Here is a 15,860-nt window from a genome sequence, read left to right on the forward strand (position 1 = left end):
GGCCGGCGGATGAATTACAGGCCCGGCGCGGCCCTATTCAGGGCCAGTCAGCTCGCGACTAGGCCATTGCGGATGGCGTAAACCGTCAGCTCCGAGTTATTGGCCAGGGCCAATTTCTCCAGCACCCGGGCGCGGTAGACGCTGACCGTCTTGGGGCTGAGCATCAACTCCTCGGCAATGTCGGACAACCGCTTGCCAGACGCAATCATCACCAGCGTTTGCAACTCGCGATCCGACAGCTTTTGATGCGCCTGCTCATTGACCGGCGCGGTCAGGCTTTCCACCAACATCTGCGCAATCTCGGGCGTCACGTATTTGCGGCCTTGCGCCACCGTGCGCACCGCCTGCACCAGCACCTGCGGGTCGCCGCCCTTGTTGACATAGCCATAAGCCCCGGCGCGCAGGGCGCGGATGGCGTACTGGTCTTCCGGGTACATGGACACAATCAAGGTGCGGATGCTCGTACCTTCATCCTTGAGCACATGCAAGACATCCAGGCCGCTGCGGCCAGGCATATTGATGTCCAGCACCAAAACGTCGCAGCCGTTGTTGGGCCCCAAATCGCGCAGCAGGCTGCGCAACTCACCGTAGTCACCGGCTTCGCCAATGACCTCGATATCGGCCACATCGGACAAGGTGTCGCGGATGCCGCGCCGGATCAGCGCATGGTCGTCACACAGAATGACCTTGATCATTTTTTCAGCCCCCAGGATGAAGGATCATGGGCAGCTTCCTCACCGTCGTCCATGCCGACAGTTTCCAGGTCCTGGTTTTGTAGCGGAACCGAAAGAATCAGGCTGACGCCTTTTTTGCTTGTGCTCAAGTCCACCCACCCTCCTACCGTTGCCGCGCGCTCATGCAGACCGCGAATGCCAAAGCTGCGCGCCTTTGCCAAAGCACCGGGCGCAATTCCTCGCCCATTGTCACTGAGCTCCAGGGTCAATACGCCGGAGTCCACACTCAATTCGATATCCACCCGAGTGGCGTTGGCATGTTTAGACACATTGGTCAAAGCCTCCTGCGCCGTGCGATAGGCCACCAAAGGCACGCCGGGTGGCAGTTGCATCTGCTCATGACTGGTGCGCACCGTGGTGACGATGCCGGTGCGACGCTCAAAACGAGCCGCCATCCACTGCACCGCAGCCACCAAACCCTGCTCAAGAATGGCGGGCCGCAAGTTGTGCATGATGCGCTGGCTAGCCTCAATCGCCGAGGTGACCGTTTCCAGGGCCGACTGCACCCGGCCCAAGACCGCAGCATCCTTGGAATGGCGGTTGATCCACGCCAGGTCAAACTTCAGCGCCGTCAAAGAGCCACCCACATCGTCATGAATCTCCCGGGCAATCGCCGCCCGCTCCATCTCGATACTGGTTTGCAAATGGCCAGCCAGTTCATGCAAGCGCTGCTTGGACTTGAGCAATTCGCGATCCGCCTCGATGCGGGCGCGCTGTGACTCGCTGGCCTCAATCGCATGCAGCAGGGCCGGCGCCAGGCGCGCCAAGTCCTTTTTAAGCAGGTAGTCCGACGCGCCGGTGCGCATTGCCGCCACGGCGGTGTCTTCGCCAATTTCCCCGGACACCAGAATAAAAGGAAGCAGGCGGCGGCTTTCCTTGAGCATGTCCAACACCACCAAGCCAGAAAACCCCGGCAGGTTGTAATCGGAAATGATGGCATCCCAGTCGAGGCTTAAAGCCGCGCCCACTTCCGCCAAACTGTCCATGCGCACGAGTTCAAGATCCAAACCGGCACGGCGCAGCTGCGCCATGATCAGTTGATGGTCCAGTTCGGAGTCTTCAATATGAAGGATGCGCAAATGGCGCTCAGCGGTTGGGCTCGACATGGGCGGAAGTATGCCGGCATTGCATGCACGCTCCGTGACCGGGGCTCGGCCACTTGCGCTCTTATTTGAGCAGTAATCGCCAAAGTCAAGGGTATACCCTAATACCGGATGATTTAGCCGCGCCGATTCCAACAATTAGGCCGATTCTGCACGCCTTGTCCTGTCGACACGGGAGCAAGAACTGCCGATGATGGCAAACAAGAAGCAGTCGCCAAATGGTCTTGTCGAACCCTGCCCGCGGGGCAAATCGCAGCCATCACAGGCCTTGGAGCGTGGAGCAAAGATGCTGATGAATGAAACGCCGGAAACCTCCGGTCCTGGAATGTTGCCGCTGCTGGCTGCGGCCGAGATCCAAGACCATTTGATGACGGTCACCAACGATCTGGAGCGTTTGCAACGCTTGCTGGATGATGCTGGCGAGGCTTTGTCCGAGCATTTCTACAGCGCATCCGGCTTGGCCTCTAATTTGAGACGCCAAGCGCAAGACGTTGCTGGCCCTGAAGTCGAAACGCTCGACAAAATCATGACCCATATCGCCAGCGCCATTACGGCGCTGCAATTCCAGGATATGGCGACCCAGTTGATTGCACATACCAGCCAGCGCTTGCGCAACTGTGCCGATCAACTCGCTATGGAAACTTTTGGCGATGACGAAGACGGCGCTGCAGTCGTTGAAGTCGCGCCATTGCGGCCCAATCCCGTCACCCAAGACGAGATGGACGCAGGTTCTATCGAATTGTTCTAAAGAGCCCCTGAGATTTACCGAAATCAGCTTGATACCCGGAGATTCAACAATGCATTCAATTCTTGCTGTGGACGATTCGGCCTCCATGCGCCAAATGGTCTCTTTCACGCTCAAAAACGCTGGGTTCAACGTCGTTGAAGCGGTGGATGGGCAAGATGCCCTGGAAAAGTCGAGTTCACGCGACTTCGATCTGGTGCTGACCGACCAAAATATGCCGCGCATGGATGGCATTAGCCTGACAAAGAAGTTGCGCGACAACCCCAAGTTCAAAACCACGCCCATCCTGATCCTGACCACCGAGTCCAGCGATCAGATGAAGCAGGCCGGCCGCGCGGCCGGGGCTACCGGCTGGTTGGTCAAGCCATTTGACCCGGCAAAACTGATTGAAGTCATTGGCAAAGTCATTCGCTGACGCCTGCCTTCTTTTCTTTCAACCCAATTGGAGTAAGGCATGGGAGAAATGACTTCCGAAGGCGCCAGCCTGAGTGCAGGTATCGACCTGAGCCAGTTTTACCAAGTCTTCTTTGAGGAAGCGAGCGAGAACCTCGACAACATGGAACAGCTCTTGCTGAACCTGAATGTCGATACCGCCGACGACGAAGAACTCAACGCCATTTTCCGTTGCGCCCACTCCATCAAGGGGGGCGCTGCGACCTTTGGCTTTAGCGATGTGGCCGAGCTGACCCATCAGATGGAAACGCTGCTGGACAAGCTGCGCCGCCACGAGTTGGCCCCCAACTCGCAAATGGTGGACGTGCTGCTGCAGTCCGGCGACGCGCTGCGCGCGCAGCTCGGTCGCCATCAAGGCTCCGGCGCTGACCCAGTTGACACGACCGATCTCTTGACCGCCATCCGCGGCTTTGTGGAAGGCGAATCTGCGCCTGCCCCGGCGCCAGCGCCCACTGCAGCTGCCGCACCTGCGCCCGCCCCAGCGCCGGCTGCACCAGCGAAAGCCGCCAAACCGGCGGCGCGCGAGCTGGAGTTGCAGGTCGGCCCCCTGACCGATATGAGCTTGGCCGACAACTTGGTCGACCTGTTCAAAGAGATCACTGATCTGGGCACCATTGAGCCGCTGGACGGCGGCATCTCGGCCGACGGCGTGCGCCGTTTCAAGGTGTTGACGAGCAGCAGCGACAGCGATTTGCTGGACCTATTCACCTTCCACGTCGCTCGTGAGCAAGTGCAGCTGCTGCCCTTCGGGCCCGGTTTTGGCTTCCATGACGGCGCTCCGGGCGCACCGGCCGTCTCCACGGCGCCGGTTGACCCCGGCTACGGCTTCTTCGACAACGCCCCCGGCGTGCCCGAGGGCAGTGCCGCTGCAGGCAGTGACCTAAAGGTTCAAGCCAGCGAAGCCAAGCCCGTGGCAGCGATCGCCAAGCCCGCCGCCAAGGTCGAGGCCAAACCGGCCGCCGCAGGCATGGATCAATCCACCCTGCGCGTGTCGATTGAAAAGGTGGATCAGCTGATCAATCTGGTCGGCGAGCTGGTCATCACCCAGGCGATGCTGGCGCAAAACAGCCGCGATCTGGCCCCGGGCCTTTATCAGCAACTGGCCTCGGGCCTGGCTGATTTGGAACGCAACACTCGCGACCTGCAAGAGTCGGTCATGTCGATCCGCATGATTCCGATGTCGGTCGTGTTCAACCGCTTCCCGCGCATGTTGCGCGACCTGGCAGCCAAGCTGGGCAAGAAGGTCGAGCTGGTTACGCAAGGTGAAGCCACCGAGTTGGACAAGAGCTTGGTCGAAAAGATCACCGACCCATTGACCCACCTTGTGCGCAATAGCTGCGACCACGGCATTGAACTGCCCGCCGAGCGCCTTGCCAAGGGCAAGCCGGAGCACGGCACCATCACCCTGGTGGCCTCCCACCAAGGTGGCTCCATCGTGATTGAAGTACGCGATGACGGTAAAGGTTTGAATCGCAACAAGCTGATTCAAAAGGCGCGCGAGAAAGGCATCGACGCCCCCGACTCCATGACCGATGCCGAGGTCTGGGGTCTGATCTTCGCGCCGGGCTTCTCCACTGCGGATGTGGTGACTGATGTGTCCGGCCGCGGTGTGGGCATGGACGTGGTCAAGCGAAACATCACCTCGCTGGGTGGCACGGTCGAGATTGACTCGGCCGAAGGCTACGGCATGAAGGTTTCGGTGCGCCTGCCCTTGACGCTGGCCATCATGGACGGCATGAGCGTGGGTGTTGGCGAAGAGGTCTACATCTTGCCGCTGTCTTCGGTGGTCGAGTCCTTCCAGGTGCAGTCCACCACCATCAAGACCGTCGCCGGCTCCGGCCGCGTGGTCGAGGTGCGCGATGAATACATGCCGGTGATCGGTCTGGAAGACATCTTCAACGTACCGCGCTTCGACTTCGAGCATGTTTCCACCATCATGGTCGTCGTGGAGGCCGAAGGTGGCCGCGTCGCCTTGCTGGTCGATGAACTGCTGGGGCAGCAACAGGTCGTGGTGAAGAACCTGGAAGCCAACTACCGCAAGGTCACTGACGTCTCTGGCGCCACCATCATGGGTGACGGCCGAGTGGCATTGATTTTGGACGTTGGCAGCTTGGTTCGCCGTTCACGCCACTGAGCCCATCCGATCCATTTAACGCCCTGATTGAAGGGCCCTGAGGTAATTGATGAATATGAGCGCGATGCTTCGGCAGTTCAGCATCCGCACCCGCATGATCGGCGCGATCGCCATGGTGCTGGCTCTGCTGTTGTTGGTGGGTGGGGTGGGTTTGTTTGGTATGAGTTCCATGCGCAGCCAGACCCAGCAACTGACCGACACCTCCATCGCCAATGCCAAGCATCTGACCGATCTGACGCGTGCACTGGGAGATCTACGTCGCTCCGAGAAGGACATGATCATTCGTTTCCAGAAGCCTGAGACCGTCAAGGACGAGCGCCAGCGCTGGGATGCCACCTTGCTCATAGCCACCAGCACGGCCAAGAAAATGAGCGCAGTCTCGCCCGAGAGCGTCGCCAAGGTTCTTGATCAGCTGATGGCACAGGTGGAGATATACGCCACCAAGTCAAAGCCAGTGTTCAGCCAACTGGAAAGCGGCACGCAAGAAAGCGCTACGGCCATAGATGCGCAGTTGAATGAGGCCAAAACAGCGATCTGGCAGGCCCAAAAGGTGCTGGAAGAACTGCAGGCCACGATCAACAAGAACGCCGACGACTCCTTGGCTCAATCGCGTAGCACGCAAGATCGCGTGTTGAGCGTCTTCATCATCGCCCTCGTTTTGAGTGCCGTTGTAGTCGTGCCGCTGACGCTGCTGAACATGCACAGCATCTGCAAGCCTCTGGCCGATGCGGAAGACTTGGCCAAGGCCATTGCTGCCGGCGATCTGACCAAGGAAGCGGCGTTGGTGGAAGGTCAGGACGAAGCCTCGCACCTGATGCGTTCGCTGCAGAATATGCAGCATGCCCTGCAAAACCTAGTCGGCCAATTGCGCACCTCGGCCGACAGCATTCGCACCGCCTCGGTGGAAATTGCCACCGGCAACCAGGACCTGTCAGGCCGTACTGAACAGACGGCATCGAACCTGCAGCAAGCCGCGTCGTCCATGACCCAGCTGACAGGCACGGTCAAGCAAACCGCCGACTCCGCCCGCACCGCTAATCAGCTGGCAAGCTCCGCCTCCAATGCTGCTGCCAAAGGTGGTGAAGTCGTCGGCCATGTCGTGGCCACCATGGACGACATCAACACCAGCTCCAGAAAGATCAGCGACATCATCGGCGTGATCGACGGCATCGCATTCCAGACCAATATCCTGGCTTTGAATGCCGCCGTGGAAGCCGCTCGCGCAGGCGAGCAGGGACGTGGTTTCGCCGTCGTGGCCAGCGAGGTTCGCTCACTGGCGCAACGCAGTGCCGAAGCCGCCAAAGAGATCAAAACCCTGATCGGCGCCAGCGTCGAGCGGGTGGAAGTGGGCACGCGCCTGGTTCAGGAGGCTGGTGAGTCAATGACCGAGATCGTCACCAGCGTGCAGCGGGTGTCTGACATCATCGGCGAGATCTCCGCCGCAGCCAGCGAACAGAGTGACGGCATCGGCCAAGTCAATCAGTCGGTGCTGCAACTCGATCAAATGACGCAACAAAACGCGGCCTTGGTCGAGGAATCAGCGGCCGCCGCTGAAAGCCTCAAGGATCAGGCTGAGCGTCTGGCTGAAGCGGTGGACAAGTTCAAGATCACTCAAGCACATACCCAGGCCGCCAAAGCACCCCGCTCGTCCGGCCTGAGCAGCAAGAGCAGTATCAGCACCAAATCGGCATCGGCCCAGCGCCTCACCGCCCAGACAGCCAAGCCGATCAAGTCAGCAGGCCCTGCGCCGAGTGCGCCAAGTCCCGCCTCGAACACCCGTACAACGGCCACGGCCGCCACGCCCAAGGCCAGCCCGGCACGCAGTGAGCCGGCGCCTCGTGTGGCGCAGGCCGCGCAGGCCGAGGGCGACTGGGAATCGTTCTGATCCGCCCCGACACCCATCTTTCAACATCCCCACCTTCCGCAAACCAAAAGAGGTAAGCCATGGAATCCACCAGAGACATCGTTCCGGCCGGCCGCCAAGACGCAGGCAATCTCGCCTTGAAAGCCCACGGCCCCGCCAGTGGCGAATACCTGACCTTCCGCCTCGGCGCCGAAGAGTACGGCATCGACATTCTGAAGGTGCAAGAAATCCGCTCCTACGAGCCGCCCACCCGCATCGCCAATGCCCCGGACTTCATCAAGGGCGTTGTCAATCTGCGTGGCGTTATCGTTCCCATCGTCGACCTGCGCCTCAAGCTGGGCTGCCCGACGGCCGAGTACAACAGCTTCACCGTCGTGATCGTGTTGAACGTCCGGAGCCGCGTGGTCGGCGCCGTGGTTGACTCCGTCTCCGACGTGCTGGAACTCAACCGCGACGCCATCCGCCCTGCCCCTGAGCTCAGCTCGGCAGCGGTGGACACCAGCTTCATCACAGGCATTGGCACGGTCAGCGACCGCATGCTGATCCTGATGGACATCGAAGGCCTGATGAGCAGCGCCGACATGGGGCTGATGGACTCGCTCAGCCTTTGACCTGAGGCGGCGCTAGAAGCCCCGTTTAAACAATGCTGCATCGCTGATGCTCGTGCGCCGGGGCCGCGAGCAAGGGCGCAGCAGCCAACCTTGGCAAAGTCGCTGTCGGTTGACCAAGGTCATTCATGTCTAGAAGAGGGGCTGTCATGGTCAAGGGTCACAGTTCTATTGCTCGCCGCGTGTCCATGACCGGCGTGCTGGTCTTGGCGGCGGTCTTGCTGACCGTCAGCGGTGCTCTCAGCGTCTTGCTGACCCGTGTCGCGCACGAGCGCGTGGTCAGCTGGGCAGGCGACAAGGCGCAGTCGGTGGTCGAAGCCATGCATGCCATGGACGAAACCTCCCGCGTGCTGGTGGAGCGCAACTTTGGCTCCTTCCGCCAAGAGTTCGGCCCCAGCTTCACTCTCGACGAAGCGACAGGTGACTTGCGCGACTGGGGTCCCAAGCTCAACGGCAACACCACCCAAGTCGATAAATTCGCTAGCAGCACCGGCGGCGTGGCCACGGTCTTCGCTGCCAAAGGCGATGACTTTGAACGCATCACCACCTCGCTGAAAAATGCCAAGGGCGAGCGCGTCATCGGCACCCTGCTGGGCAAGCAACATCCCGCCTACTCCACCGTCAGTGCCGGCAAACCATTCTCGGGTCGTGCGGTGCTGTTTGGGCGGCCCTATATGACCCACTATGAGCCGATCAAGAGCGATGCCGGCAAGCTGATTGGCTTGCTGTTCGTTGGCTTTGAGCTCGACGCCTTCGAAGCTGCCATGAACAATATGGCAGCCAATGCCAAGTTCTTCGAAAGCGGCGGCGTCTACTTGGTGGCGATGAAGCAAGACCCCGCCGAGTCCTTTTTTGTCTCGCATCCGAGTGCCAAAGGCAAGAAGGTGCAAGAGGTATTCCCGGGCTTTGAGAAGACCCTGGCCGAGTTCCGTGACAAGACAGAAGGCTATCTCGCCGACGCCCCCAAAGTGCTGGAGTCCCCACGCGATGACAACTTCGCTGTCATCCGCAAAAGCGAGAAAACCGGCTACTGGGTGATTGCCCAGATTTCCCGCAGCGAAGCCATGGCCTCGCACTGGGCCACCATGGTGCCCTTCTGGATCATGCTGGCCCTGACCACCGTCGGCCTAGGGATGGGCCTGTTTTGGATGATGCGGAACTGGGTGGCCCGGCCCATGCGCGAGTTGACCAGCGCCGTCGGCGCGATTGCCCAGGGCGATTTGTCTCACGCGGTGAGCAGCAAGCGCGATGATGAAATCGGCGAGCTGATCCAGCAAACCGAGGCCATGCGTCAGCGCCTGGCCGCCACCATCGGGGTGGTGCGCCAGTCGGTCGACTCCATCGGCACCGCCAGCAAGGAGATCGCCACCGGCAATCTCGACCTCAGCCAACGCACCGAACAAACCGCCGGCAGCCTGCAAGTGGCGTCGAGTTCCATGAACGAGCTGACGGGCACGGTCAAACAGACCGCTGACTCGGCCCGCGCCGCCAACCAACTGGTGACCAACGCAGCCGCAGCCGCAGCCAAGGGCGGTGGTGTGGTGGGCCAAGTCGTGGCCACCATGGAAGACATCAACACCAGCTCGCGCAAGATCAACGACATCATTGGCGTGATCGATGGCATCGCCTTTCAAACCAATATTCTGGCGCTGAATGCCGCCGTAGAGGCTGCCCGCGCGGGTGAACAGGGCCGTGGCTTCGCTGTGGTGGCGAGCGAGGTGCGTTCGCTGGCCCAACGCAGCGCCGAGGCGGCCAAAGAAATCAAAACCCTGATCGGCGCCAGTGTCGACCGGGTCGAGGCCGGTTCCCGCTTGGTGCAAGAAGCCGGCACCTCCATGCAAGACATTGTCAGCAGCGTGCAACGCGTGCAAGACGTGATTGGCGAGATCACCGCCACCTCGGCAGACCAGAGCGACGGCCTGACGCAGATCAGCCATTCGGTACTGGCGCTTGACCAGATGACACAGCAGAACGCCGCGCTCGTGGAAGAGTCGGCCGCTGCAGCCGAGAGCTTGCGCGATCAAGCTCATCGATTGGTCGAGGCCGTTTCGGTGTTCCGACTGTCCGCCGAAGAGGCGGCCCATGCGCCCAAGCCCAGCCCAGCACCCAAACCCCATGCAGCGCCCGCTAGCTTCAAGCCAAGCGGCACAGCCAAGCCGATGGGGCCGGCCGGCGACAAAACAGCGCCGAAGTCAAATGCCGCGGCCAGTTCGGGCGCCAAGCCCGCACCCGCGCGACAAGTCCCAGCAGCAGCCCCCGCTCGCCCTGCCCCCAAACCCGCTGCCAGCAGCCCGCCCGCGGGCCAGGAAGGTGACTGGGAGAGTTTCTAAATCGGTTCCGGCGCTGCCCAACAGGCGCCAAGCAAGCAATTCGTTTTTTAGGAGATAGACGATGTTTGACTCCATCAAGACCCGCTTGATAGGCCTGAGCATTAGCGTGGTGGTGCTGACGCTATTTGTCGCCACTGCCGCCAACTATGTGATCGTGCGCGACCACACCCACAGCAAAGTGCTGAGCAGCCTCAATGCGCTGGTCGCCGGGCGGGCCGCGGTCATCAATGAATGGGTGCAGAACCAGCGCAACATCGTCAGCGCCCTGGTACCTGCGGCCGATGTCGCAGAGCCTGTGCCCTTTCTTGTGCAGGCCGCCAAGTCAGGCAAGCTGGAGGCCGCTTACATCGGCTTCGCCGACAAACGCATCCTTTTCAACTCACCTCAAAACCTGCCACCGGGCTATGACCCGACCGGGCGCCCCTGGTACACCGCAGCAGCCTCGGCCAGCGGCACCGTGCTGACCGAACCCTATATGGATGCGGCCCGCCAGCAATTGGTGGTGACCTTTGCCCTCGGCGTCAAAGATGGCGGCCAGACCAAGGCCGTGCTGGCCTCCGACGTGTTCCTTGACGCGGTGGTCGGCACCGTCAAGGCGATCAAGCCGACCGAAAACGGCTTCGCCTTCCTGGTCTCCAACAAGGGCACCATCATTGCCCATCCGGATGCCAAGTTGTCGCTCAAGCCTGCTTCTGAACTCTCGGGGCAACTGGACAGCAAAGCGGTCAAGCAACTGCAGGATGTAAGCGCACCCTGGGTCGAAGCCAAGATTGGCGACCAGGATTATCTGTTGCGCGGCGAAGCCATCCCCAACACCGACTGGGTGCTGGTGGCCGCCGCCAACAAGAGCGAGGCCCTGGCCTCTTTGAGCTCATTGCTGCGGGCGGCGGTATTGGTGCTCCTGGTAGTGATGGTGCTGGCCGGTGCGCTGATGACGACGGTGATCGCCGCCATGTTGCGCAGCCTGGACGGTGTGCGCGCCGCTTTGGATGAAATCAGCGCCGGTGGCGGTGACCTGACCCAGCGCCTGCCCGAAAACGGCCGCGATGAGATTTCCAGAATTGCGGCCTCCTTCAATCTCTTCGCCGAAAAGATTCAGCGAATCCTCTTGGACGTTCGCTCCGCCAGCAATTCCATCACCACCGCTTCCACCGAGATTGCCATCGGCGCGCAAGACCTGTCGCAGCGCACCGAACAAACGGCGGCCAATCTGGAAGAAGCCGCCTCCTCGATGGAGCAGCTCACCGGCACGGTGCGCCAGACGGCCGACGCCGCGTTGACCGCCAACCAGCTGGCCTCCTCAGCCTCCTCTGCTGCAGCAAAGGGCGGCGATGTGGTCAGCCAGGTGGTCACCACCATGGACGAGATCAACAACAGCTCCAAGAAGATCAACGACATCATCGGCGTCATCGATGGCATCGCCTTCCAGACCAATATCCTGGCCCTGAACGCGGCCGTGGAAGCTGCACGCGCCGGCGAGCAAGGGCGAGGATTTGCGGTGGTGGCATCGGAAGTTCGCTCGCTGGCTCAGCGCAGTGCTGAGGCCGCCAAGGAGATCAAGACCCTGATCGGTGCCAGCGTGGACCGGGTCGAAGTCGGCTCAAGGCTGGTGGCGGCAGCAGGCGCCTCGATGAGCGACATCGTGGCCAGCGTCCAGCGGGTCAGTGACATCATCGGCGAGATCACGGCCGCCTCCAGCGAGCAGAGTGACGGCATCGGTCAGGTCAATGGCGCCGTCGTCCATCTCGATCAAATGACCCAGCAGAATGCTGCCCTGGTGGAAGAGTCCGCCGCCGCGGCCGAAAGCCTGAAGGACCAGGCACGCCGCCTGACCGAGGTGGTCTCGGTGTTCCGCCTGGGCGAGGATGAGCGGGGCCATCACGCCCATTCAGCCGCCCCTGCACACAAGCCGATGTCGAGCACAAGCGCCCCTGCTGCGCAGGCCAAGTCGCACAGCTTCAAAGCTACAGGTAGCAAGGCCCACACACCATCGGCAAGCAAGCCAGTGGCGCGCCCCCCGGCAGCAAGTCCAGCCCCGGCAGTTGAGGCGCCATCCCCAGCACCTGCACCGCGCGCCAGCAAGGCCAGCGCCGCCGCCGAAGGCGATTGGGAATCGTTCTAAGGTGTCCCGCGGGGCTGGTCGAATCGCCAGCCCCGCGCTTCAGACTTCAGAACGAAAAGTCAGGCGGCTTCCCGCAGCGACTGCATCACCGGCCGCTGTAACACGCCGCGCAAGCTCCACCATCCCGCCAGTTGCGCCAGCACAGCGCCGCTGACGAGGCTGGCCAAGGGCACCCAGGCATTCAGGCGCCACTCAAAGCCGAACACAAAATGGGCCAGCAGCGCGCCCAGGCCCACCGCCACCGCGCCGGCCAACAAGCCCGCCAAGGCGCCCACGCCCAGCAGCTCGGCACGCTGCACTTGGCGCAGCAACTGGCCGCTCGCACCCAGGGCCCGCATCAAGGCAAATTCCCGGGTACGTTGCTCGCGAGTACTGCTGACCGAGGCCAGCAAGACCACTAGGCCAGTGGCCAAGGTGAAGCCGAACAGCAGTTCCACCGCTCGGATCACTTGGTCCAAAACCGCCTGCACCTGGTTCAGCTGGGCCGATACGTCCACCACCGTCAAATTCGGAAACTGCTGGCTGAGCTGGCGATCCAGTGACACGCCGGCAGCTGCCGTCGGCGCCCGGTAGGCCGTCACGAAAGTGCTGGGCAAATCGGGCATGGCGGCGCGCGGGAACAGCACGAAGAAGTTCACCCGCATCGATGACCAATCGACCTTGCGCAAGCTGGTGATGCGCCCGCCCACCGCCACCCCGGCCACATCAAACATGAGCTGGTCGCCCAGCTTCAAACCCAAGGTCTGGGCCAGCCCGTCCTCCACGCTCAAGCCTTCAGGCTCGTCATTGACCCAGCTGCCGCGCGAGATGAGGTTCTGCTCGGGCAGATGGTCGGCATGGCTCAGATTGAATTCCCGATCCACCAGGCGCTGAGCCCGCTCATCCTTGAAGGATTGCGGCTTGATGTCCTGGCCGTTGATGCTCAGCAAGCGGCCACGAATCATCGGGTACCAGTCATAGTGCTGCACGCCGCTTTGCTTGAGCTGAGCGCGCAAAGCCGCGCCCTGATCAGGCTGGATATTGATGACGAAACGATCCGGCGCATTCTTGGGCGTCGCCGCGCGCCAGCTGTCGATCAGGTCGGTGCGCAACAACACCAGCAGCGCCAAGGCCAGCAGCCCGACCGCCAAGGACGCGACCTGCACCACCACCAAGCCCGGCCGTGCAGCCACCTGGCGGGTGGCCAACAACAGCCAGCGCGGCGCGCCGCGCCCCTGTGCCGCCAACGGCACCAAGCGGCGCAGCAAAAGCACCGCGGCCCAGGCCAGCAGCGCAAACAAGCCCACGGCCAAGGCAAATCCTGCCGCGGCCCCGAGGCCGAGCTGCCAGTCACCCGCCAGCGCCAGCAGGATCGCCGCAAAACCCAGCACCCCGGCCACCAGCGCCAGCACCGAGCCAGCTTTGACGGCGCCCAGATCACGCCGAATCACCCGCAGCGCCGGCACTGCCGCCAATTGCAGCACCGGAGGCAGGCCAAAGCCCATCAGCAAGCTCAGGCCCAAAGCCAGGCCCAGCAAGGCCGGCCACAGCGTGGGCGGCGGCAAGCTGACGCTGAACAGGCCCGACAGCAAATTCACAAACACCAGATGCAGGGCCAAACCCGCTAACACACCGCCAATGCTGGCCACCAAGCCAGCAGCGCCAAACTCCAGGCCATAGGCCCAGGCAATGCGGCGCTGCGGCTGACCCAGCACGCGCAGCATGGCGCAATCGTCGAGGTGGCGGCTGGCAAAGTCGCGCGCCGCTAGGGCCACCGCCACGGCCGCCAGCAAGGCTGACAGCATGGCCACCAGCTTCAAGAACTTGGTGGCTCGGTCCAGCGTCTGGCGCATCTCGGGCCGCCCGGTTTCCAGCGAGTCCAGGCGCAGGCCGCGCCAGCCGGACTGCTCAATCAAGGCCGTGGCCTGCTTCACAAAGCGCGGCAAGGCTTGGGGTTCGCCACTCACACTGGCGACGGCCAGGCGATAGGAAACCCGGCTGGCCGGCTGAATCAGCCCGGTAGCAGCCAAGTCTTGATCGGCCAGCATCAAGCGCGGTGCGAAATTCAAAAAGCCCGCCCCGCGATCCGGCTCATTGGCGATCACTCCGGCGATGCGCAAGCTGCTGTCGCCCACCAACACGCGGCCGCCCACGGCAAGGCCCAGCGAATCCAGCACCTGCGCATCGACCCATACCTCACCCGGCTGAGGCGCACCCACCTGCCGACCATCGGCGAGCAGTAGCTTGCCACGCAAGGGGTAGGCCGTGCCAACGGCCTTGACCGCCACCAGCCGGCTGCCACCACCCTGGGCCTCAGGCGCGCGCGCCATGCTCGGAAAGTTGATCAGCGTGGTGTGCTGCAGGCCCAGGCTGCGGGCCAGTTCAGACAAAGGCGCTGGCGTGGCCTGATCGCTCACCAGCACCGCATCACCGCCCAACAACTGCGCGGCATCGCGGCGCAGGCCCCCATCCATGCGCTCGGACAAAAAGGCCACCGCGCACAGCGCCGCCACGGCCAGAAACACCGCCACCATCAAGAGCCGCAACTCCCCAGCGCGCCAATCACGCCACAACTGCCGCCAAGCTAAAAGCACCACGCTGGGTGGCTTAGCCGGCACGGGGTGGCGGACTGTTGGATTCAAAGGCAACAAGGCGGCGTCGATTTTGCTCATAGTCGGCACTGTAGCGATTCTGGGCGATAGCCTGTTCCCAGCCGCACCATGACCATACAAATGCGCTGAATGGCGTGTTCAGCGCATTGCTCACTATGCGGACAGAAGTGAGCGTCCAATACAAACACCATGCCAAACACCAGCCACTTCCCTCCCCTCTTCATCTCGCACGGTTCACCCATGACGGCGCTGGAGCCCCGCGAAGCCGGCGCCTTCATGCAGGACCTGGGGCGCACGCTAGACGCCAAATTCGGCCGGCCGCGTGCCATTCTGGCCATCTCGGCCCACAGCTTGGCGCGTCAGCCGGTCTTGCTGGCTGGGGCCAAGCATCATGCGGTGTACGACTTTGGCGGTTTCGACCCCAAGCTCAACACTTTGCGCTACGACGCCCCAGGCGCCACTGAGCTCGCCGCCAAAGTGCAAGCCCTGGCCGCGCAAGCCGGCCTGCCTCTGCTCAGCCTCCCCCAGGGCGGCCTTGACCACGGCATCTGGACCCCTTTGCGTTACATGTATCCCACGGCCGATGTGCCGGTGCTGCCCTTAGCCTTTGTGCCTTCGCAAAGCCCGGCTCAGCAATTCGCCTTAGGTGAAATGCTGACCCCTTTAGCTGAACAAGGCGTGCTGATCATGGGTAGCGGCAGCATCACCCACAATCTGCGCCTGGTCTTCGGCCAAGGGCTGCCGCCCGCCATCGATGCGCCCGAAATCCAAGCCTCGGCCGAGTTCCGCGCCTGGCTGCAAGCCCGCGCAGCGGCGGCCGACTGGCCTGCCTTGCTGGACTACCGCCGCCAAGCCCCGCACGCTGTCGCCATGCACCCCACCGACGAGCATCTGCTGCCTTGGTTCGTGGCCGCCGGTGCAGGCGGGCGCAACAGCCCGGCCGTGCGCATCCACGAAAGCCTCACCTTCGGCAGCCTCGCCATGGACGCCTACGCCTTCGGCTCGGCCGCGCAGCAATTGGCCCAAGCCCTGCAGGAGCCCGCCGTAGCCGCCCTATAATCCGGGCCACACGCGGGTGTAGTTCAATGGTAGAACTCCTGCTTCCCAAAATGTGACCCTAGCTAGGTGGGGCCGCTCAGCATCGACTGACTCCGCGCTCGGTGACTGAAGACACGT

11 protein-coding genes are annotated in these 15,860 nt (G+C 62.4%); 8 read left to right on the plus strand and 3 right to left on the minus strand.

Translation table 11 applies throughout. The annotated features are described in order from the left end of the window. Positions 1-47: 47 nt before the first annotated feature. Both AABB87_RS14420 and AABB87_RS14425 read right to left on the minus strand, forming a co-directional pair. Positions 48-695, minus strand: a complete 648-nt coding sequence (locus AABB87_RS14420; protein ID WP_058720412.1) for a response regulator — start codon at positions 693-695, stop codon at positions 48-50. Then, complete coding sequence (locus AABB87_RS14425; protein WP_058720413.1) at positions 692-1,840, minus strand: hybrid sensor histidine kinase/response regulator; 1,149 nt, start codon at positions 1,838-1,840, stop codon at positions 692-694. Before AABB87_RS14425 ends, AABB87_RS14420 begins: the two co-directional genes overlap by 4 nt. Before the next feature lie 289 nt (positions 1,841-2,129). On the opposite strand from AABB87_RS14425, the gene AABB87_RS14430 reads away from it, so the two are divergent. The 7 genes from AABB87_RS14430 to AABB87_RS14460 all read left to right on the plus strand — a co-directional run bounded on the left by AABB87_RS14430 (position 2,130) and on the right by AABB87_RS14460 (position 12,093). After that, positions 2,130-2,585 (plus strand): hypothetical protein, encoded by a 456-nt coding sequence (locus tag AABB87_RS14430; RefSeq protein ID WP_442952186.1) that lies wholly within the window; start codon positions 2,130-2,132, stop codon positions 2,583-2,585. 49 nt (positions 2,586-2,634) lie between these two features. Further along, a complete protein-coding gene (locus AABB87_RS14435; RefSeq protein WP_058720415.1) occupies positions 2,635-2,997 on the plus strand; it encodes a response regulator in 363 nt (120 codons plus the stop codon). Positions 2,998-3,036: 39 nt separating this feature from the next. Beyond that, positions 3,037-5,169 (plus strand): chemotaxis protein CheA, encoded by a 2,133-nt coding sequence (locus AABB87_RS14440; RefSeq protein WP_341971868.1) that lies wholly within the window; start codon positions 3,037-3,039, stop codon positions 5,167-5,169. 49 nt (positions 5,170-5,218) lie between these two features. Next, a complete protein-coding gene (locus AABB87_RS14445; RefSeq protein ID WP_445944871.1) occupies positions 5,219-7,054 on the plus strand; it encodes a methyl-accepting chemotaxis protein in 1,836 nt (611 codons plus the stop codon). Between the two features lie 59 nt (positions 7,055-7,113). Then, the gene (locus AABB87_RS14450) at positions 7,114-7,644 is read left to right on the plus strand and encodes a chemotaxis protein CheW (RefSeq protein ID WP_058720417.1); all 531 of its coding nucleotides are present in this window, start codon (positions 7,114-7,116) and stop codon (positions 7,642-7,644) included. A gap of 146 nt (positions 7,645-7,790) precedes the next feature. Next, complete coding sequence (locus AABB87_RS14455; RefSeq protein WP_341971870.1) at positions 7,791-9,971, plus strand: methyl-accepting chemotaxis protein; 2,181 nt, start codon at positions 7,791-7,793, stop codon at positions 9,969-9,971. Positions 9,972-10,032: 61 nt separating this feature from the next. Beyond that, positions 10,033-12,093, plus strand: a complete 2,061-nt coding sequence (locus AABB87_RS14460) for a methyl-accepting chemotaxis protein (RefSeq protein ID WP_341971871.1) — start codon at positions 10,033-10,035, stop codon at positions 12,091-12,093. 59 nt (positions 12,094-12,152) lie between these two features. On the opposite strand, the gene AABB87_RS14465 is transcribed toward AABB87_RS14460, so the two are convergent. Continuing rightward, positions 12,153-14,744: an ABC transporter permease gene (locus AABB87_RS14465; RefSeq protein WP_341971872.1), complete on the minus strand. Its 2,592-nt coding sequence runs from the start codon at positions 14,742-14,744 to the stop codon at positions 12,153-12,155. A 129-nt stretch (positions 14,745-14,873) separates the two neighbouring features. On the opposite strand from AABB87_RS14465, the gene AABB87_RS14470 reads away from it, so the two are divergent. After that, positions 14,874-15,743, plus strand: coding sequence for a dioxygenase family protein (locus AABB87_RS14470; protein WP_341971873.1), 870 nt, complete (start codon positions 14,874-14,876; stop codon positions 15,741-15,743). Positions 15,744-15,860: the final 117 nt, after the last annotated feature.

The sequence above is a fragment of the Roseateles sp. PN1 genome (genome assembly GCF_038419725.1).
GTDB lineage: Bacteria > Pseudomonadota > Gammaproteobacteria > Burkholderiales > Burkholderiaceae_C > Paucibacter_A.